Below are 19713 nucleotides of genomic sequence, written 5' to 3'. Positions count from 1 at the left end.
CGCCACCGGCACGGCTGCGCGGTGTCGGCTAGCGGCGCCGCATGCTCTTCCGGCGCTGCAGCAAATTTTGCTTGACCCGCAGGGCCGTACCCGTTAACGTTTCCGGTTCGCAACATAAGTGATTGTCTTCTTTGAGGCGTGCCCAAGAGGCCCGCCTGTCAAACTGGACGCGCCGCTTGAACCCGAGCCACAAGCCCGGCAGAGAGCACCCGATCAATTTTTTGCCGAAAATTCGAAAGGTGAATGATGAATATGCCCAGCGCGGAATTCTCCACGTCGGATACCACCCCCCCTCATGAAGCTCCCTCGATCGGCGCGACCGTGCTCATGCGCGCGCTGGCCGACGAAGGCGTCGAGGTGCTCTGGGGCTATCCCGGCGGCGCAGTGCTCTACATCTACGACGAACTCTACAAGCAGGACAAAGTGCAGCACGTGCTCGTGCGCCACGAGCAGGCGGCGGTGCACGCGGCCGACGGCTACGCGCGCTCGACGGGCAAGGTGGGCGTGTGCCTCGTCACGTCGGGCCCCGGCGTGACGAACGCGGTGACGGGTATTGCCACTGCCTACATGGATTCGATTCCGCTCGTCATCATCAGCGGCCAGGTGCCGACGGCCGCGATCGGCCAGGATGCGTTCCAGGAGTGCGATACGGTCGGCATCACGCGCCCGTGCGTCAAGCACAACTTCCTCGTGAAGGATGTGCGCGACCTCGCGGCGACCGTCAAGAAGGCCTTCTACATCGCGCGTACGGGCCGCCCGGGACCGGTGCTCATCGACATTCCGAAGGACGTGTCGAAGACGCCGTGCGAGTACGAGCCCGTGAAGAGCGTGTCGCTGCGCTCGTACAACCCGGTGACGAAAGGGCACTCGGGCCAGATCCGCAAGGCCGTCTCGCTGCTGCTCGGCGCGAAGCGCCCCTACATCTACACGGGCGGCGGCATCGTTCTCGCCGACGCCGCGCGCGAGCTCAATCAGTTCGCCGATCTGCTCGGCTATCCCGTCACGAACACGCTGATGGGCCTGGGCGGCTACCGCGCGAGCGACAAGAAATTCCTCGGCATGCTCGGCATGCACGGCACGTATGAAGCCAACATGGCGATGCAGCACTGCGACGTGCTGATCGCGATCGGCGCCCGCTTCGACGACCGCGTGATCGGCGATCCGCAGCATTTCTCGTCGCGTCCGCGCAAGATCATCCATATCGATATCGATCCGTCGTCGATCAGCAAGCGAGTGAAGGTCGACATTCCGATCGTCGGCGACGTGAAAGAGGTGCTCAAGGAGCTCATCGAGCAGCTGCAGCACGCCGAGCACGGGCCCGACGCCGCGGCGCTCGCCGAATGGTGGAAAGAAATCGAGAGCTGGCGCGCGAAGGATTGCCTCAAGTACGACCGGACGAGCCCGATCATCAAGCCGCAGTATGTCGTCGAGAAGCTCTGGGAGCTCACGGACGGCAGCGCCTACGTCTGCTCCGACGTCGGTCAGCACCAGATGTGGGCGGCGCAGTTCTACCGCTTCGACAAGCCGCGCCGCTGGATCAACTCGGGCGGGCTCGGCACGATGGGCTTCGGGCTGCCCGCGGCGATGGGCGTGAAGATGGCGCATCCCGAGTCCGACGTGGCCTGCATCACGGGCGAAGGCTCGATCCAGATGTGCATCCAGGAGCTGTCGACGTGCAAGCAGTACGACACGCCGATCAAGATCATCTCGCTCAACAACCGCTATCTCGGCATGGTTCGCCAGTGGCAGCAGATCGAGTACAGCAAGCGCTATTCGCATTCGTATATGGATGCGCTGCCGGATTTCGTGAAGCTGGCCGAGGCGTACGGCCATATCGGCATCCGCGTCGAAAAGACGGCGGATGTCGAGCCCGCGTTGAAGGAGGCCCTGCGGCTCAAGGATCGCACCGTGTTTCTCGATTTCCAGACCGATCCGACCGAAAACGTCTGGCCGATGGTTCAAGCCGGCAAGGGCATCACCGAGATGCTGCTCGGTGCGGAAGATCTCTGACGGGGAACACAACATGCGACATATCATCTCCGTCCTGCTGGAAAACGAACCGGGTGCGCTTTCGCGCGTGGTCGGCCTTTTTTCTGCACGCGGCTACAACATCGAAACCTTGACGGTGGCGCCGACCGAAGACCAATCGCTTTCGCGCCTGACCATCGTCTCCATTGGCTCGGACGACGTGATCGAACAGATCACGAAGCACTTGAACCGCCTGATCGAGGTGGTCAAAGTGGTCGACTTGACCGAAGGCGCCCACATCGAGCGCGAGCTGATGTTGATCAAGGTAAGAGCGGTCGGCAAGGAACGCGAAGAGATGAAGCGGATGGCGGACATCTTCCGCGGCCGCATCATCGACGTCACCGAAAAGACCTACACGATCGAGCTGACGGGGGCGAGCGACAAGCTCGACGCCTTCATCGAAGGGCTCGACAGCACGGTGATTCTCGAGACGGTCCGCACGGGCAGCTCGGGCATCGGCCGTGGCGAGCGCATTCTGAAGGTCTGAGGCCGCGTCAATGCTTTTTGGCGCCTCGCTCGTCGTGTACGGGTGGGCGCGTTATCCGAATTTCACTGAATCGATCAAGCGAAGGAATCAACATGAAAGTTTTCTACGATAAAGACGCGGACCTCTCCCTCATCAAGGGCAAGGACGTCACGATCATCGGCTACGGCTCGCAAGGCCATGCCCACGCGCTGAACCTCAAGGAGAGCGGCGTGCGCGTGACGGTCGGTCTGCGCCGTGGCGGGGCATCGTGGAAGAAGGCCGAGCAGGCCGGGCTCGCGGTCAAGGAAGTCGCGGAAGCCGTGAAGGGCGCCGATGTCGTCATGATGCTGCTGCCCGACGAGCAGATCGCCGAGGTCTACAAGAGCGAAGTGCACGCGAACATCAAGGAAGGCGCGGCGCTCGCGTTCGCGCACGGCTTCAACGTCCACTACGGCCAGGTCATTCCTCGCGCCGATCTCGACGTGATCATGATTGCGCCGAAGGCGCCGGGTCACACCGTGCGCAACACGTACCAGAACGGCGGCGGCGTGCCGCATCTCATCGCCGTTGCGCAGGACAAGTCGGGCGCGGCGCGCGACATCGCGCTCTCGTACGCGGCGGCGAACGGCGGCGGCCGCGCCGGCGTGATCGAGACGAACTTCCGCGAAGAGACCGAGACGGACCTCTTCGGCGAGCAGGCGGTCCTTTGCGGCGGCACGGTCGAGCTCATCAAGGCTGGCTTCGAGACGCTCGTCGAAGCCGGCTATGCTCCCGAGATGGCGTATTTCGAATGCCTGCACGAGCTCAAGCTCATCGTCGACCTCATCTACGAAGGCGGCATCGCGAACATGAACTACTCGATCTCGAACAACGCCGAGTACGGCGAGTACGTGACGGGGCCGCGCATCGTCAATGAAGAGACGAAGAAGGTCATGAAGGAAGTCCTGAAGGACATCCAGACCGGCGAGTACGCGAAGAGCTTCATCATCGAGAACCGCGCCGGCGCGCCGGTGCTGCAATCGCGCCGCCGCATCACGGCCGAGCACCCGATCGAAACCGTCGGCGAGAAGCTGCGCGCAATGATGCCGTGGATCGCGAAGAACAAGCTCGTCGACCAGTCGAAGAACTAAGCGCGCCCGATTCATCGGCATGTTCGAGAAAGCCGTCCCGCGCGTCGAGCGCCGGACGGCTTTTGCTATCCTACGGTTTTACAAAAAGACCCAAACTGTTTTATGAATTACCCTCATCCGATCATCGCGCGCGAAGGGTGGCCCTTCATTGCGATTGCCGCCGTCGTCGCGCTGTTGATCCATGCGGTCGCGGGATTCGGCGTAGCCTGGATTTTCTGGCTGCTGCTCATTTTCGTCGTGCAGTTTTTCCGCGATCCGGCGCGCCCGATTCCGACTGAGCCCGGCGCGGTGCTGTGCCCCGCCGACGGCCGTATCGTTGCGGTGGAGACGACGCTCGATCCTTACGTCGGCCGCGAGGCGCTCAAAATCAGCGTGTTCATGAATGTCTTCAACGTTCATTCGCAGCGTTCGCCCGTCGACGGCGCCGTGACCAAAGTCGAGTATTTTCCGGGCGCATACCTCAATGCGTCGATCGACAAGGCATCGCTCGAAAACGAGCGCAACGCGATCGTCATCCAGACGGGGAGCGGACATACGGTGACATCGGTGCAAATCGCCGGGCTCATCGCGCGGCGCATTCTCTGCTACGTGAGGGAAGGGGAGCCGCTCACGCGCGGTCAGCGCTACGGCTTCATTCGCTTCGGTTCGCGCGTCGACGTCTATTTGCCTGTCGGCAGTCGCGCCAAGGTCTCGATCGGCGAGAAGGTGTTCGCCTCGTCGACGATTCTCGCCGAGCTCTGACGCGGCGCGAGGAGGAGTTCGATGGCCGCATTGAAACCGCGCCGCCCACGCATCGGCAAATCGCCGCTGCCGCGAGCGTTCAGGCGCAACAAGATATTCGCCGACGCGGCGTCGCAGTCGTCAGTGAGCGCGCCGGCCGAAAACCGGCGTTTCGCGCGTCAGCAGTTCCTGCGCAGGCGCGGCATTTACCTGCTGCCGAACGCATTCACGACGGCTGCGCTCTTTTGCGGCTTCTTCGCCGTCGTGCAGGCGATGAACGTGCGCTTCGAGATCGCGGCCATCGCGATCTTCGTCGCGATGGTGCTCGACGGGATGGACGGCCGCGTCGCGCGCATGACGCATACGCAAAGCGCGTTCGGCGAACAGTTCGACAGCCTTTCCGACATGGTCTCGTTCGGCGTCGCGCCGGCGCTCGTCATGTACGAATGGGTGCTGAAGGACCTCGGGCGCTGGGGCTGGCTCGCGGCCTTCGTCTACTGTTCGGGGGCGGCGCTGCGGCTCGCCCGCTTCAACACCAACATCGGCGTCGTCGACAAGCGCTTCTTCCAGGGGCTGCCGAGCCCGGCCGCGGCCGCGCTGATCGCCGGCTTCGTCTGGCTCGCCACTGACAACCGCGTGCCGCTCAAGCTCGTCTGGCTGCCCTGGGTGGCGTTTGCACTGACCGTCTACGCGGGCGTGACGATGGTATCGAACGCGCCGTTTTATAGCGGCAAGGCGCTCGACGTGAGGCATCGCGTGCCGTTCGCGGCGATATTGCTCGTCGTCGTCGCGTTCGTGCTCGTGTCGTCCGACCCGCCGTTGATGCTGTTCGGCCTCTTCGTGCTTTACGGCCTGTCGGGCTATGCGTTCTGGGGGTATCTGGCGCTGCGCCGGCGCGACAACCCGGCTCGCTCGGTGCCGCACGACCGCTGATTTGAGGGGGGCGCCGAGCCAGGCGCCCCCGACCAGGGGCACCCAGCCGATCGATTGCACGTTTTCGCGAATGCCGCTATAGTCGGCGACATGTCGAAATTTGCGTTCCCCCTCCTATCCCTTCTCGCCGGTGCGCCGCTACTACGCGGTCTAGCACTAGCGTCGGCGCGTCTCGCGCGCTGACCGTTCTCGCCCCCCGTCTGCCTTCGTTCGTTGTTCGGCGTCGCCAGCGGTGGCGCGAACACCCGAATTCCGTTGTGACTTTCCGACTTCCGATTGCAAATCGTCCAGGAGACCCAGATGGCAGACAAGCTGATAATTTTCGACACGACGTTGCGTGACGGCGAGCAGTCGCCGGGTGCTTCGATGACGAAAGAAGAGAAGATCCGCATCGCGCGGCAGCTCGAGCGGATGAAGGTCGACGTCATCGAGGCAGGCTTCGCGGCGAGCTCGAACGGCGATTTCGACGCCATCAACGCCATCGCGTCGCTCGTTAAAGAGAGCACCGTCTGCTCGCTCGCGCGCGCGAACGACAAGGACATCCAGCGGGCCGCCGACGCGCTGAAGCCGGCCGAGCGCTTCCGCATCCATACCTTTATCGCGACGTCGCCGCTGCATATGGAAAAGAAGCTGCGCATGACGCCCGATCAGGTCTACGAGCAGGCGCGGCTCGCCGTGCGCTTCGCGCGCAAGTTCACGGACGACGTCGAGTTCTCGCCCGAGGACGGCAGCCGCTCGGACATGGACTTCCTCTGCCGAGTGCTCGAGGCCGTGATCGACGAAGGCGCGACGACGATCAACATCGCCGATACGGTCGGCTACGGCGTGCCCGAGCTTTACGGCAACCTCGTGAAGACATTGCGCGAGCGGATTCCGAATGCGGACAAGGCCGTCTTCTCCGTGCATTGCCACAACGATCTCGGGATGGCCGTCGCGAACTCGCTCGCGGGCGTGCAGCTCGGCGGTGCGCGTCAGGTCGAGTGCACGATCAACGGCCTCGGCGAGCGCGCGGGCAACACGGCGCTCGAGGAAATCGTCATGGCCGTGAAGACGCGCAAGGACTATTTCGGTCTCGAGCTCGGCATCGATACGACGCAGATCGTGCCGGCGTCGAAGCTCGTCTCGCAGATCACCGGTTTCGTCGTGCAGCCGAACAAGGCGGTCGTCGGTGCCAACGCGTTCGCTCACGCTTCGGGCATCCATCAGGACGGCGTGCTGAAGGCGCGCGATACGTACGAGATCATGCGCGCCGAAGACGTGGGCTGGTCGGCGAACAAGATCGTGCTCGGCAAGCTCTCGGGGCGCAACGCCTTCAAGCAGCGCTTGCAGGAGCTCAACGTCAGGCTCGAGAGCGAAGCAGAGCTCAACACAGCATTCGCGCGCTTCAAGGAACTCGCCGATCGCAAGGCCGAGATCTACGACGAGGACATCATGGCGATCGTCGGCGAAGAATCGGCCGGGGCGGCCGAGCGCGAGCATTTCAAGTTCGTTTCGCTTTCGCAGCGTTCCGAGACGGGCGAGCGGCCGCACGCGCGCATCGTGATGTCGTCCGAGGGGCAGGAGGTCACGACCGAGTCCGATGGCAACGGACCTGTCGATGCGACGCTCAATGCCATCGAGGCGCACGCGAAGAGCGGCTCCGAGATGCTCCTCTACTCGGTCAACGCCATCACGACGGGCACGCAGGCGCAAGGGGAAGTGACGGTGCGTCTCTCGAAGAACGGGCGCATCGTCAACGGTGTCGGCACGGATCTCGACATCGTCGCGGCATCGGCGAAGGCCTATATCGCCGCCCTCAACAAGCTTTACGCCGGTGGCGAGAAGCTGAATCCGCAGATCTGACGTGGAACGCAACGGCGCCCGGTCCGAGCGGGCCCGGCGCCTGCCTCCCCGCGTAGCACGCGCGTAGCGCGGGGGGGAGGCAGCCGTGGCGCACCCTACATCATTCCGAAGTGGTCGCGCTCGGGCTCGTGCAACGGATCGGGCGTCTTCTGCGTGAGCCGCAGCACGCCCTGCTGGTCGAAATAAAAGTTGTAGAGCAGGTACCAGACGTTGTCTTCCTGGTACCGGTAGGACCAGACCTCGCGCTTCATCAGCGGAAAATACGACGTTTCGACGGGGCGGCCGAAGTTGATGAGCACGTCCTTCTTCGTCCACGTGCCGATCTGCGCTTTATAGAACTCGTTGGCCGACAGCACCTGACGCACCGTCAGGACTTTGCCTGAAGCATCGATGTCCGCGGCCGTCGTCACTTCGCCCATCGGTTGCGTCGGCCACATGAGACGCTTGCCGCCCGTCGGCAGGTCATAGACTTCACGCGGCGGGCCCAGGCGCGCGACGAGCGTCGATTCCGCTTCTCCCGGCGTAAATTGCTGCCAAGGCTGCGCGCAGCCGGCCGTCACGAGCACGGCTGCCGCTGCCGCCACTGCTGAAAGACGCTTGCCCATCGACATAAGAAACTCCTCCGTTCGTCTCCGGCGTTTTATCACGAGCCCCATTATTTTGACAGGCAACGCCCTCAAAAGATCGAGGGCGTCCCCCGCGAGCCACCCGCCGCTTGCGGCAGACCGCTTCGACGGCCTATGATCCGCGCTTTCGATCGATTGCATCGCGGGTGAGGAAGGACATCAACATGATTGCCGGAAGATGGGCTTGGATCGCCGTCGCCGCCGTCTCGACGGCGTTCTGCCTGGCGCGGGCGGCCGCGGCGGACGAACGGGCCGAACCGGTGCGCCTGGCATTGATTGAAGGCATGTCGGGACCGTTCGCGGATGCCGGCGCGGCCGTCGAGCGCAACCTGCGCTTCGGCGTCGAGCGGGTCAACGCGCGCGGCGGAGTCGAGCTTGCCGATGGACGGCATCCGCTCGAGCTCGTCGTCCTCGACAGTCATGGGAGCGTCGACGAGGCGCTCGTGCAGCAGCGCGCGGCAGCCGACCGCCGTATTCCGTTCGTTCTGCAAGGGAACAGCTCGGCCGTCGCCGCGGCCCTGATGGCGGCCATCGACAAGCACAATGCGCGCGAGCCCGGCGATCGCCAGCTCTTCCTCAACTACTCGGCCGACGACCCGGCATTGACGGGCTCGGGGTGCAGCTTCTGGCATTTCCGCTTCGACGCGCATGCCGGCATGCGAATGAGCGCGCTCGCGGCCGTGATCGAGCGCGATCGGTCGGTGAAGAAAGTCTATCTGCTCAATCAGGACTATAGCTTCGGACGCGACGTGAGCGCGCTTGCGCGCGAGGCGCTTGCGGCTCGCCGCCCCGAAATCGCCATCGTCGGGGACGAGTTCCACCCGATCGGGCGCGTGAAGGACTTCGCGCCCTATATCGCCAAAATCCGAGCGAGCGGCGCCGATGCGGTCGTGACCGGCAACTGGGGAAACGACTTGACCTTGCTCGTCAAGGCGGCGCGCGAGCAGGGCTTCAACGGCAAGTTCTATACGTTCTATGGCAACAGCCTCGGCGCGCCCGCCGCGCTCGGCGACGCGGGCGTCGGCCGCGTGCTTGCCGTGGCGGACTGGCACCCGAACGCGGGCGTCGCGCCGATGCCGGGGGAGGCCGGCGGCGCCCGGCAGCCCGATGCCGACGCGGCCGCCGCCTCGAACGCCTATTACGCCGCGTTTCGCGCGCGTTTTCCGGCCGCGCGCGACGACTATCCCGTGCTGCGCATGGAGATTCTCGTGGAAATGCTGGCCGACGCGATCACCCGCGCCCGTACGACGGAAGCGGCGGCTGTCGCCAAAGCGCTCGAAGGGATGCGCTACGACAACGGATTCCAGCGGGTCGAGATGCGGGCCGACGATCACCAGCTGATCCAGCCCCTTTACGTGATCGAGATGGAGCGGGCCGGAGCCCCGGCTGTCCGGTTCGACAACGAGGGCTCCGGCTACGGCTTTCGCACGGTCCTCGCGCTGTCGCCGCAAGCAACGGCCGAGCCGGTCGCCTGCCGGATGAAGCGTCCATGAATGGGTGGCCGGCCGGCGCGCCTGTGCTACAATGCTCGCTTCGTCGTAACCCACGGCACGGCCGTTCCTCCGTGACCGCCTGTCAGATTCAAAGGAAATCACATGTCTGTAGCTGATATCAAGAAGTCCGACATCGTCGCGCAATACGCGCGCGCCGCGAACGATACGGGTTCGCCCGAGGTTCAGGTTGCTCTGCTGACCTCCCGCATCAACGAATTGACCGCCCACTTCAAGTCGCACGTGAAGGATCACCACAGCCGCCGCGGCCTGCTGCGCATGGTGAGCCGTCGCCGCAAGCTGCTCGACTACCTGAAGGGCAAAGATGCCGACCGTTACCGTTCGCTGATCGAAAAGCTGGGTCTGCGCAAGTAATCGGCGCGGCGGTCGTCGCTTCATGCAAGATGCCTGTGTCAGCATGCTGATGCAGGCATTTTGTTTTTTTCGACCGCGCAAGGCCGCATGAGGCCGCAGAGGGTCGCTGAGAGACGGGCTAGAGCTTTGTGTCATTCCAGTGCGGTGCACGAATAAGAGCCGGAGTGCCGACGAGCGGCGCGCTGGAATGGCATAACACTCCTCTTCCCGTGTCGCGAGGGCCCGCGGCGTCGTTGCCGGCATGTCTCGTCATGCCGCGCGGCGACAATCGACAACGAAGACGAGCAAAGAGAAAGTGAGAGAAAGCAAGGAGTGACCATGTCAATGTTCAATAAAGTCGTCAAAGAATTCAAATGGGGGCAGCACAACGTTCGCCTCGAGACGGGCGAGCTTGCTCGCCAGGCCACCGGTGCCGTCATTGTCGATATCGAAGACACCGTCGTGCTCGCGACCGTCGTCGGCGCGAAGGCGGCCAAGCCCGGCCAGGATTTCTTCCCGCTGACCGTCGATTACCTGGAAAAGACGTACTCGGCCGGCAAGATCCCGGGCGGCTTCTTCCGCCGGGAAGGGCGCCCGTCGGAACACGAGACGCTGACGTCGCGTCTCATCGACAGGCCGTTGCGCCCGCTCTTTCCCGAAGGTTTCTACAACGAAGTGCAGGTTGTCGTGCACGTGCTGTCGGTGAACCCGGAAGTGCCGGCCGATATTCCCGCGTTGATCGGCGCATCGGCCGCGCTCGCCGTGTCGGGCATTCCGTTCAACGGCCCGGTCGGCGCCGCGCGCGTGGCCTACGTCAACAACGAGTACGTGCTGAACCCGACACGCACGCAGATGAAGGATTCGCGCCTCGACCTCGTCGTCGCCGGCACTGAGCGTGCCGTGCTGATGGTGGAATCGGAAGCCGATCAACTGCCCGAAGACGTGATGCTCGGCGCCGTCGTGTTCGGCCACGAGCAGATGCAGACCGCCATCGATGCGATCCACGAGCTCGTCCGTGAAGGCGGCAAGCCCGAATGGGATTGGCAGCCGGCAGCGAAGGACGAGGCATTGATTGCGCGCGTGACCGAGCTCGCGCAGGCACAGCTCGACGGCGCCTATCAGATCCGCAACAAGCAGGAGCGCTCGAACAAGCTCAAGGAAACCTACGCGGCAACGGGCGTGAAGCTCGACGAAGAGGCGCTCGCGGCGGGCAAGCTGCCTGTCGACAAGGCGACGATCGGCAACATCCTGTTCGACCTCGAGGCGAAGATCGTGCGCAGCCAGATTCTCTCGGGCGAGCCGCGGATCGACGGCCGCGACACGCGTACCGTTCGCCCCATCGAGATTCGCACCGGCGTGCTGCCGCGCACGCACGGCTCGGCGCTCTTCACGCGCGGCGAGACGCAGGCGCTCGTCGTGGCAACGCTCGGCACGAAAGGCGACGAGCAGATCATCGATGCGCTCGAAGGCGAGTACCGCGAACGCTTCATGCTCCACTACAACATGCCGCCGTTCGCGACGGGCGAAACCGGCCGTGTCGGTTCGCCGAAGCGGCGCGAGATCGGCCATGGCCGGCTCGCGAAGCGCGCGCTCTCGCCGTGCCTGCCCGGGCCCGACGAGTTCGGCTATTCGATTCGCGTCGTCTCGGAGATCACCGAGTCGAACGGATCGTCGTCGATGGCCTCGGTGTGCGGCGGCTGTCTGGCATTGATGGATGCGGGCGTTCCGATGAAGGCTCACGTGGCCGGCATCGCGATGGGCCTCATCCTCGAAGGCAACAAGTTCGCGGTGCTCTCCGACATCCTCGGCGACGAGGATCACCTCGGCGACATGGACTTCAAGGTGGCCGGCACGGCCGAAGGCGTCACGGCGCTGCAGATGGACATCAAGATCCAGGGGATCACGAAGGAGATCATGCAGGTCGCGCTCGCGCAGGCAAAGGAAGGGCGCATGCACATCCTCGGCAAGATGAAGGACGCCGTGGCCGGGGCGAGCACCGAGCTCTCCGAATTCGCGCCGCGCATGATCACGATCAAGATCAATCCGGAGAAGATCCGCGACGTGATCGGCAAGGGCGGCTCCGTCATCCGCGCGCTGACCGAGGAAACGGGCACGACGATCGACATCTCCGACGACGGCGTCGTCACGATCGCGAGCACGAGCAGCGAAGGCATGGCCGAAGCGAAGCGCCGCATCGAACAGATCACGGCGGAGGTCGAAGTCGGCCAGGTGTACGAAGGCACCGTCCTCAAGCTGCTCGAATTCGGCGCGATCGTGAATATCCTGCCGGGCAAGGACGGCCTGCTGCACATCTCCGAGATCGCCAACGAGCGCATCAAGGACATCAAGGACTACCTGAGCGAAGGCCAGCAGGTCAAAGTCAAGGTCATTCAGACGGACGAGAAGGGTCGCGTTCGCCTGTCGGCCAAGGCGCTGCTCAACGAGGCCGCCTCGGGTGGGTCGGGTGCCGTGGAGAGTGAGTCGGCGCCGCAGCAGTAACGCTGCGACGACGATGATGAGCGGCCGGTGCGCTTGCGAGCGAGCCGGCCGTTTTTTTATCAGAATAGTGCCGCGTGAAGTTGCTGCGCGAACCCGTCAGCGAGAGAGGTGAGGTAGATGAGAGCAATCGAAATTACCGAATTCGGCGGCCCCGAGGTGCTCGCGCTGGCCGAGCGGCCAAAGCCCGAGCCCGCGCCCGGCGAGGTGCTGGTGAAGGTCGCCGCATCGGGCGTCAACCGCCCCGATGTGTTTCAGCGCAAAGGCGCTTATGCGCCGCCTCCGGGCGCCTCCGACCTGCCGGGCCTCGAAATCGCCGGCGAGATCGTCGGCGGCGCGCTCGAAGACAAGCACAATCCGTTCGGCCTCAGGATCGGCGATCGCGTTTGCGCGTTGTTGGCGGGCGGCGGCTACGCCGAATACGCGGCCGTGCCGCTCGCGCAGTGCTTGCCGGTGCCGGCCGGCCTCTCCGATGTCGAGGCCGCGTCGCTGCCCGAGACGTTCTTCACCGTCTGGAGCAATGTATTCGAGCGCGGACAGCTCGGCGCCGGAGAGGGAGGGGCCAACGAAACGCTGCTCGTGCAGGGCGGCACGAGCGGCATCGGCGTGGCGGCGATCCAAATCGCGCACGCGCGGGGCTTCCGAGTCTTCGCGACGGCGGGCACGGCCGACAAATGCCTGGCTTGCGAAGCGCTCGGCGCCGAGCGCGCGATCAACTACAAGTCGGAAGATTTCGTCGAGGTAGTGAAGTCGCTGACGAACGATCGCGGTGTCGATGTGATTCTCGACATGGTGGCGGGCGGTTACGTGCCGCGCGAGCTGTCGGCGCTTGCCGACGGCGGGCGGCTCGTGATCATCGCGCTGCTCGGCGGCGCGAAGGCCGAGGTGAATCTCAACGAGATTCTGCGCAGGAGACTGACCGTCACAGGCTCGACGCTGCGCGCACGCTCCGTCGACTTCAAGGCGGCGGTCGCGAGGCAGCTGAAGGAGCATGTCTGGCCGCTCGTCGAGGACGGACGCGTGAAGCCGATCGTCTATCGCGTTCTGCCTGCGCCGCAGGCGGCGGATGCGCACGCGCTCATGGAAAGCGGCGAGCACGTCGGCAAGATCGTGCTGGATTGGACGCAAGTTTGACCCGCCGTGCTCGCGCACAGTAAAATTGCGCGTTTTGCGTGCGCGTTGCGTAGTCGAATCGCGTAGGGCGACACAGGGGAGTTCGGGGACGATGGCGAGACAACCTGGGCAACGAAAGAAATGGGTGGTCGGCAACTGGAAGATGCATGGGCGGCTCGCCGATAACGAGGCGCTCTTGCGGGCTCTTGCCAGCGGTGCGGGCGCCTGCTCCGGTATCCGGGTGGGCGTTTGCGTGCCGACCCCTTATCTCGCGCAGGTCGAGGCGGCGCTAAGCGGTACTCCGTTCGCCTGGGGCGTGCAGGACGTTTCGGCCTATACGCATGGCGCTTATACGGGCGAAGTGGCCGCCGAGATGACACTCGAGTTCGGCGCAACGCTTGCCATCGTCGGACACTCGGAGCGGCGCGCCTATCATGGCGAGCATTCGGAGCTTGTGGCCGCGAAAGCCCAGCGCGCGTTGCAAGCGGGTCTGACGCCGATCGTCTGCGTCGGCGAGACGCTCGAAGAGCGCGAAAGCGGCGCAACGCAGGCGGTCGTCGGCGCCCAGATCGACGCACTGCTCGCGAAGCTGTCCGTCGATGAAACGGCGCGCGTCGTCATCGCCTATGAGCCGGTCTGGGCGATCGGCACCGGCAGGACGGCGACGACCGACCAGGCGCAGGAGGTGCACGCGTTCTTGCGTGCGCGTCTCCTCGGCAAGCATGCGGTGCTCGCAAGCGTACCGCTGCTTTACGGCGGCAGCGTCAAGCCGGAGAACGCCGCGGCGCTTTTCTCGCAGGCGGACATCGACGGCGGCCTCATCGGCGGCGCGTCGTTGAAGAGTCAGGATTTTCTTGCAATCTGCGCGGCGGCGCAGGCGGCGCAGGCGGCGCAGGCGGCGGGCGCGGCGCGCTGAAGGCGCGCGGCGAACCGTGCCGGCTTTGCTTCCGGGTGCGCAAGCGAAAGGCGCTTTGCGCCTAAACCTCAATTCAGGTGAATGTGATGCTGTTTTTCAAAACGTTGGTCATCGTCGTACAGCTGCTGTCGGCGCTCGGTATCATCGGTCTCGTGCTGCTTCAGCACGGCAAGGGCGCGGACATGGGCGCGGCGTTTGGCAGCGGTGCATCGGGGAGTCTCTTCGGCGCGACGGGGTCAGCGAATTTCCTTTCGCGCACCACGGCAATCCTGGCAGCGGTGTTCTTTGCCGCAACGCTCGCGCTGACCTACATCGGCTCGTATAAATCGAAGCCTTCGGCCGGTGTGCTCGGTGTGGCCCCGACGGCGCCCGTCACTGCTTCGGCCGCCGGTCCCGCTTCCGCGCCCGCCGCGTCGGCCGCGCTTGCGCCGGCTCCCGCATCGGGGCAGAGCGCGCCGGCGCCGGCCGTTCCGAAATGATCTTTTTCGCTGAACGTCGTATTTGTGCGTTGAACAAATCCAGCGGACAGGTTAGAATTTAAGTCTTGAAGCGATTCGCGGGTCTCGAAGAGTTCTGTCCCGGGTTGCAGTCAGTGCCGACGTGGTGAAATTGGTAGACACGCTATCTTGAGGGGGTAGTGGCGAAAGCTGTGCGAGTTCGAGTCTCGCCGTCGGCACCAACGTTATCCAATGCCAGCCGCTTGCTTCGCTTCGGCTGGCATTTCCACTTCTGGGGTTAAGCTTGCGGCATCCTTGCGGTGCAGGGGCACGTTGCGCGGGATGTGTGGGCAGTGTGAAGTGATTTTTCGATCGGGGATGGCATCAGCAGTCGGTCTCCGTGGCACTTAGAACCAACCGTTAGAGGATAGTCTTGAACCTCGCAGCCTACTTCCCCGTTTTTCTCTTCCTCCTCGTGGGCCTGGGTTTGGGCATTGCGCTTGTCAGCATCGGCAAGATCCTCGGTCCCAGCAAGCCAGATAGCGACAAGAACGCCCCCTATGAATGCGGCTTCGAGGCGTTCGAAGACGCGCGTATGAAGTTCGACGTACGCTATTACCTCGTCGCCATCCTTTTCATCATCTTCGATATCGAGACCGCGTTCCTGTTCCCGTGGGGCGTTGCCCTGCGCGACATCGGCTGGTTCGGCTTCCTGTCGATGATGATCTTCCTCGTCGAACTGCTGCTCGGATTCGCCTATATCTGGCGCAAGGGCGGGCTCGAGTGGGAATGATGGATCGTTAATTGCCGATTTCTCGCGGGCGGCTAAGCGCGCGCCGCTCCGTTTGGAGTGCAAAGCAAATGAGTATCGAAGGGGTCTTGAAGGAAGGGTTTGTCACCACGACGGCTGACAAGCTGATCAACTGGACGCGCACAGGGTCGCTTTGGCCCATGACGTTCGGGCTTGCCTGCTGTGCGGTCGAGATGATGCACGCGGGCGCGGCCCGCTACGATCTCGACCGGTTCGGCGTGGTGTTCCGCCCGAGTCCGCGTCAGTCGGATGTGATGATCGTCGCCGGCACGCTTTGCAACAAGATGGCGCCGGCGTTGCGCAAGGTCTACGACCAGATGGCCGAGCCGCGCTGGGTCATTTCGATGGGTTCGTGCGCGAACGGTGGCGGCTACTACCACTACTCGTACTCGGTCGTGCGCGGTTGCGACCGGATCGTGCCCGTCGATGTCTACGTGCCCGGTTGTCCGCCCACCGCGGAGGCGCTCGTCTACGGCGTGATCCAGCTGCAAGCGAAGATCCGCCGCACGAACACGATCGCCCGGCAATAGCCCCAGAACAGATCCAGCTTCCCCACAACATGGCAAGCAAACTCGAGACTCTCAAAGCGAACCTCGAGGCGGCCTTCGGCGGCCGTCTCTCGAGCATCACCGAATCGGTCGGGGAGCTCACGATCGTCGTGAAGGCGGGCGATTTCCTCGACGTGGCGAAGCGCCTGCGCGACGATCGCTCGCTCGGCTTCGAGCAGTTGATCGACTTGTGCGGCGTCGACTATCAAACGTACGGCGACGGCGCTTATGACGGTCCTCGCTTCGCCGCGGTCCTCCATCTGCTCTCGATTTCGAACAACTGGCGGTTGCGCGTGCGCGTGTTCGCACCCGACGACGATCTGCCGATCGTGCCGTCGGTCGTTGAAATCTGGAACTCGGCGAACTGGTACGAGCGAGAGGCGTTCGATCTCTACGGCATCGTCTTCGAGGGGCATCCGGACCTGCGCCGCATCCTGACCGACTACGGCTTCATCGGCCACCCGTTCCGCAAGGATTTCCCGATCTCGGGCTATGTGGAAATGCGTTACGACCCGGAAGAGAAGCGCGTCGTCTACCAGCCGGTGACGATCGAGCCGCGCGAAATCACGCCTCGCGTGATCCGCGAGGATCGCTACGGCGGTCTGAAACACTAAGAGGGCGCCATGGCAGAGATCAAGAACTACACGCTCAACTTCGGTCCGCAACACCCGGCCGCGCACGGCGTGCTGCGCCTCGTCCTCGAGCTCGACGGCGAAGTGATCCAGCGCGCCGATCCGCATATCGGCCTTTTGCATCGCGCGACCGAAAAGCTCGCCGAGAACAAGACGTTCATCCAGTCGGTGCCGTACATGGACCGGCTCGATTACGTGTCGATGATGGCGAACGAGCACGGCTATGTGCTCGCGATCGAGAAGCTGCTCGGAATCGACGTGCCGATCCGCGCGAAGTACATCCGTGTGCTCTTCGACGAGATCACGCGCTGCCTGAACCATCTGATGTGGATTGGTGCGCACGCGCTCGACGTCGGCGCGATGGCCGTGTTCCTTTACGCGTTCCGCGAGCGGGAAGATCTGATGGACGTCTACGAGGCGGTATCGGGCGCGCGCATGCACGCGGCCTACTATCGCCCCGGCGGCGTCTACCGCGATCTGCCCGACGCGATGCCGCAATACAAGCCGTCGAAAATTCGCAATGCCAAGGCGCTCGAGAGACTGAACGAGGCGCGCCAAGGGTCGCTTCTCGATTTCATCGACGATTTCTTCACACGCTTTCCGGGCTGCGTCGACGAGTACGAAACGCTCCTGACCGACAACCGGATCTGGAAGCAGCGCCTGGTCGGCATCGGCGTCGTGAGCCCCGAGCGCGCGCTGCAGCTCGGCTTGACGGGAGCGATGCTGCGCGGCTCGGGCATCGAATGGGATCTGCGCAAGAAGCAGCCCTACGAAGTCTACGACCAGCTCGATTTCGACATTCCGGTCGGCGTGAACGGGGATTGCTACGATCGTTATCTCGTGCGCGTCGAGGAAATGCGTCAATCGACGCGGATCGCGAAACAATGCATTGAGTGGCTGCGGAAGAATCCCGGTCCCGTGATGACGGACAATCACAAAGTTGCACCGCCTTCGCGCGTGTCCATGAAGTCGAACATGGAAGAGCTGATTCACCACTTCAAGCTCTTTACCGAAGGCTTCCACGTGCCGGAAGGCGAAGCGTACGCGGCGGTCGAGCATCCGAAGGGCGAGTTCGGCATCTACCTGATCTCGGACGGCGCGAACAAGCCCTATCGCCTCAAGATTCGTGCGCCCGGCTACGCACACCTTGCGGCGCTCGACGAAATGGCGCGCGGCCACATGATTGCGGACGCGGTGACGATCATCGGCACGCAGGACATCGTGTTCGGCGAGATCGATCGTTGAAACGCAGGCGCCGCGCGAAAGGCAAGGAATGCAAGAGCGCTGGGTCTGCCGCGCAATCGGCGGCAGGTTTTCGTTCGGTAGGTTTTGAAAGAGTCGTGTTCAGAAAATGATCTCAGCTGAAGGCCTGAAAGAAATCGATCGCGCGGTCGCGAAGTACCCCGCGGATCAGAAGCAGTCCGCCGTCATGTCGGCGTTGGCCGTCGCCCAGGAAGAGCATGGCTGGCTCTCGCCCGAGCTCATGCAGTACGTCGCCGACTACCTCGGCATGCCGGCTGTCGCCGTGCAAGAGGTTGCGACGTTCTACACGATGTACGAGACGGAGCCCGTCGGCAAGTTCAAGATCACCCTCTGCACGAATCTTCCGTGCCAGCTCGGCCCCCACGGCGGCGCCGAAAGCGCGGCCGACTATCTGAAGCACAAGCTCGGCATCGACTTCGGCGAGACGACGCCCGACGGCAAGTTCACGCTGACGGAAGGCGAATGCTTCGGCTCGTGCGGCGACGCGCCGGTGCTGCTCGTGAACAACACGCGCATGTGCAGCTTCATGAGTCGAGACAAGATCGAGCAGCTGCTCGAGGAGCTTTCGAAATGACGTCTTTGCACGATCGTCACATCAAACCGCTGATTCTCGCGGGCCTCACCGGCGAGAACTGGCATCTCGAGGATTACGTCGCGCGCGGCGGCTACAAGCAACTGCGCCGCATTCTCGAAGAGAAGATTCCCCCCGAGCAGGTGATTGCCGACGTCAAGGCGTCGGGCTTGCGCGGACGAGGCGGCGCGGGCTTCCCGACCGGTCTCAAGTGGAGCTTCATGCCGCGCCAGTTTCCGGGGCAGAAGTATCTCGTCTGCAATTCGGACGAAGGCGAGCCTGGCACGTTCAAGGATCGCGACATCCTACGCTGGAACCCGCACTCGCTGATCGAGGGCATGGCGATCGGCGCCTATGCGATGGGGATCACGGTCGGCTACAACTACATTCACGGCGAGATCTGGGACGTCTACAAGCGTTTCGAGGAGGCGCTCGAAGAGGCGCGCCGCGCCGGGTTCCTTGGCGAGAACATCCTCGGCTCGGGCTTTTCGTTCCAGCTCCATGCCCATCACGGCTACGGCGCCTATATCTGCGGCGAGGAGACGGCGCTGCTCGAATCGCTCGAAGGCAAGAAGGGACAGCCGCGCTTCAAGCCGCCGTTTCCGGCGAGCTTCGGCGTCTACGGCAAGCCGACGACGATCAACAATACCGAGACGTTCGCCGCGGTGCCGTTCATTCTCGACATTGGACCCCAGAAGTATCTCGAGCTCGGCAAGCCGAACAACGGCGGCACGAAGATCTTCTCGGTCTCGGGCGACGTCGAGCGGCCGGGCAACTATGAAGTGCCGCTCGGCACCCCGTTCTCGACGCTGATGGAGCTGGCGGGCGGCGTGCGCGGCGGAAAGAAGCTGAAGGCCGTCATTCCGGGCGGCTCGTCGGCGCCGGTCGTGCCCGGTGACATCATGATGCAAACCGACATGGACTACGATTCGATCGCCAAGGTCGGGTCGATGCTCGGTTCGGGTGCCGTCATCGTCATGGACGAGACGCGCTGCATGGTGCGCTCGCTCCTGCGCCTGTCGTACTTTTATTTCGAAGAGTCGTGCGGCCAGTGCACGCCTTGCCGCGAAGGCACGGGCTGGCTCTGGCGCGTCGTCAATCGGATCGAGCACGGTCAGGGCCGCAAGGAAGACCTCGACCTGCTGAACTCGGTGGCCGACAACATCATGGGCCGCACGATCTGCGCGCTCGGCGATGCGGCGGCGATGCCCGTGCGTGGCATGCTCAAGCACTACTGGGACGAGTTCGCCTATCACGTCGAGCACAAGCGTTGCCTCGTCGGCGGGCATGCGGGGACGCCCCAGACGGTCGAGGCGGTGGTCGCGTAACGGCGGCCT

Annotated in this window: 19 protein-coding genes and 1 tRNA gene; 19 read left to right on the top strand and 1 reads right to left on the bottom strand. The window is 63.8% G+C overall.

The features are described from left to right. Nucleotides 1-246 precede the first annotated feature (246 nt). The 6 genes from B0G57_RS07965 to B0G57_RS07940 all read left to right on the top strand — a co-directional run bounded on the left by B0G57_RS07965 (nt 247) and on the right by B0G57_RS07940 (nt 7119). Entirely contained in the window at nt 247-2010 is a 1764-nt protein-coding gene (locus tag B0G57_RS07965) for an acetolactate synthase 3 catalytic subunit (protein ID WP_026230088.1), read from the top strand. Nucleotides 2011-2023: 13 nt separating this feature from the next. Continuing rightward, nucleotides 2024-2515 (top strand): acetolactate synthase small subunit, encoded by a 492-nt coding sequence (ilvN, locus tag B0G57_RS07960; RefSeq protein ID WP_018442931.1) that lies wholly within the window; start codon nt 2024-2026, stop codon nt 2513-2515. A 92-nt stretch (nt 2516-2607) separates the two neighbouring features. After that, on the top strand, nt 2608-3624 hold the full coding sequence (ilvC, locus tag B0G57_RS07955; protein ID WP_018442930.1) for a ketol-acid reductoisomerase: 1017 nt from the start codon (nt 2608-2610) through the stop codon (nt 3622-3624). Between the two features lie 102 nt (nt 3625-3726). Further along, nucleotides 3727-4365, top strand: coding sequence for a phosphatidylserine decarboxylase (locus B0G57_RS07950; protein WP_018442929.1), 639 nt, complete (start codon nt 3727-3729; stop codon nt 4363-4365). Between the two features lie 21 nt (nt 4366-4386). Next, nucleotides 4387-5277 carry a CDP-diacylglycerol--serine O-phosphatidyltransferase gene (pssA, locus tag B0G57_RS07945; RefSeq protein ID WP_018442928.1) on the top strand — a complete coding sequence of 297 codons (891 nt, stop codon included), beginning with the start codon at nt 4387-4389 and terminating at the stop codon, nt 5275-5277. A 300-nt stretch (nt 5278-5577) separates the two neighbouring features. Continuing rightward, entirely contained in the window at nt 5578-7119 is a 1542-nt protein-coding gene (locus tag B0G57_RS07940) for a 2-isopropylmalate synthase (RefSeq protein ID WP_018442927.1), read from the top strand. 95 nt (nt 7120-7214) lie between these two features. On the opposite strand, the gene B0G57_RS07935 is transcribed toward B0G57_RS07940, so the two are convergent. Further along, complete coding sequence (locus tag B0G57_RS07935; protein WP_018442926.1) at nt 7215-7730, bottom strand: hypothetical protein; 516 nt, start codon at nt 7728-7730, stop codon at nt 7215-7217. A 179-nt stretch (nt 7731-7909) separates the two neighbouring features. Here B0G57_RS07935 and B0G57_RS07930 point away from each other — a divergent pair, with 179 nt between their 5' ends. The 13 genes from B0G57_RS07930 to nuoF all read left to right on the top strand — a co-directional run bounded on the left by B0G57_RS07930 (nt 7910) and on the right by nuoF (nt 19704). Further along, complete coding sequence (locus B0G57_RS07930; protein WP_189595331.1) at nt 7910-9238, top strand: branched-chain amino acid ABC transporter substrate-binding protein; 1329 nt, start codon at nt 7910-7912, stop codon at nt 9236-9238. Nucleotides 9239-9340: 102 nt separating this feature from the next. Beyond that, on the top strand, nt 9341-9610 hold the full coding sequence (rpsO, locus tag B0G57_RS07925; RefSeq protein WP_018442924.1) for a 30S ribosomal protein S15: 270 nt from the start codon (nt 9341-9343) through the stop codon (nt 9608-9610). Nucleotides 9611-9928: 318 nt separating this feature from the next. After that, nucleotides 9929-12088 carry a polyribonucleotide nucleotidyltransferase gene (pnp, locus tag B0G57_RS07920; RefSeq protein WP_026230085.1) on the top strand — a complete coding sequence of 720 codons (2160 nt, stop codon included), beginning with the start codon at nt 9929-9931 and terminating at the stop codon, nt 12086-12088. 117 nt (nt 12089-12205) lie between these two features. Continuing rightward, nucleotides 12206-13219 (top strand): NAD(P)H-quinone oxidoreductase, encoded by a 1014-nt coding sequence (locus B0G57_RS07915; protein ID WP_018442922.1) that lies wholly within the window; start codon nt 12206-12208, stop codon nt 13217-13219. A 91-nt stretch (nt 13220-13310) separates the two neighbouring features. Further along, a complete protein-coding gene (tpiA, locus tag B0G57_RS07910; RefSeq protein WP_102607130.1) occupies nt 13311-14114 on the top strand; it encodes a triose-phosphate isomerase in 804 nt (267 codons plus the stop codon). Nucleotides 14115-14200: 86 nt separating this feature from the next. Then, on the top strand, nt 14201-14593 hold the full coding sequence (gene secG / locus B0G57_RS07905; protein WP_018442920.1) for a preprotein translocase subunit SecG: 393 nt from the start codon (nt 14201-14203) through the stop codon (nt 14591-14593). A gap of 115 nt (nt 14594-14708) precedes the next feature. Beyond that, nucleotides 14709-14793: transfer RNA gene (locus B0G57_RS07900), tRNA-Leu, on the top strand. Nucleotides 14794-14984: 191 nt separating this feature from the next. Next, complete coding sequence (locus tag B0G57_RS07895) at nt 14985-15344, top strand: NADH-quinone oxidoreductase subunit A (protein ID WP_018442919.1); 360 nt, start codon at nt 14985-14987, stop codon at nt 15342-15344. A 68-nt stretch (nt 15345-15412) separates the two neighbouring features. Further along, the gene (locus tag B0G57_RS07890) at nt 15413-15892 is read left to right on the top strand and encodes a NuoB/complex I 20 kDa subunit family protein (RefSeq protein WP_006052903.1); all 480 of its coding nucleotides are present in this window, start codon (nt 15413-15415) and stop codon (nt 15890-15892) included. Between the two features lie 29 nt (nt 15893-15921). Beyond that, a complete protein-coding gene (locus tag B0G57_RS07885) occupies nt 15922-16524 on the top strand; it encodes an NADH-quinone oxidoreductase subunit C (protein WP_018442918.1) in 603 nt (200 codons plus the stop codon). A gap of 9 nt (nt 16525-16533) precedes the next feature. After that, the gene (locus B0G57_RS07880; RefSeq protein WP_018442917.1) at nt 16534-17787 is read left to right on the top strand and encodes an NADH-quinone oxidoreductase subunit D; all 1254 of its coding nucleotides are present in this window, start codon (nt 16534-16536) and stop codon (nt 17785-17787) included. Between the two features lie 106 nt (nt 17788-17893). Beyond that, nucleotides 17894-18379 (top strand): NADH-quinone oxidoreductase subunit NuoE, encoded by a 486-nt coding sequence (gene nuoE / locus B0G57_RS07875; RefSeq protein ID WP_018442916.1) that lies wholly within the window; start codon nt 17894-17896, stop codon nt 18377-18379. Next, entirely contained in the window at nt 18376-19704 is a 1329-nt protein-coding gene (nuoF, locus tag B0G57_RS07870) for an NADH-quinone oxidoreductase subunit NuoF (RefSeq protein ID WP_102607129.1), read from the top strand. The genes nuoE and nuoF overlap by 4 nt, the downstream gene beginning before the upstream one ends. Nucleotides 19705-19713 lie beyond the last annotated feature (9 nt).

Origin of the sequence: Trinickia symbiotica (assembly GCF_002934455.1) — a bacterium.
Lineage (GTDB): Bacteria > Pseudomonadota > Gammaproteobacteria > Burkholderiales > Burkholderiaceae > Trinickia > Trinickia symbiotica.
This window is presented reverse-complemented; position numbering and strand designations above follow the sequence as displayed.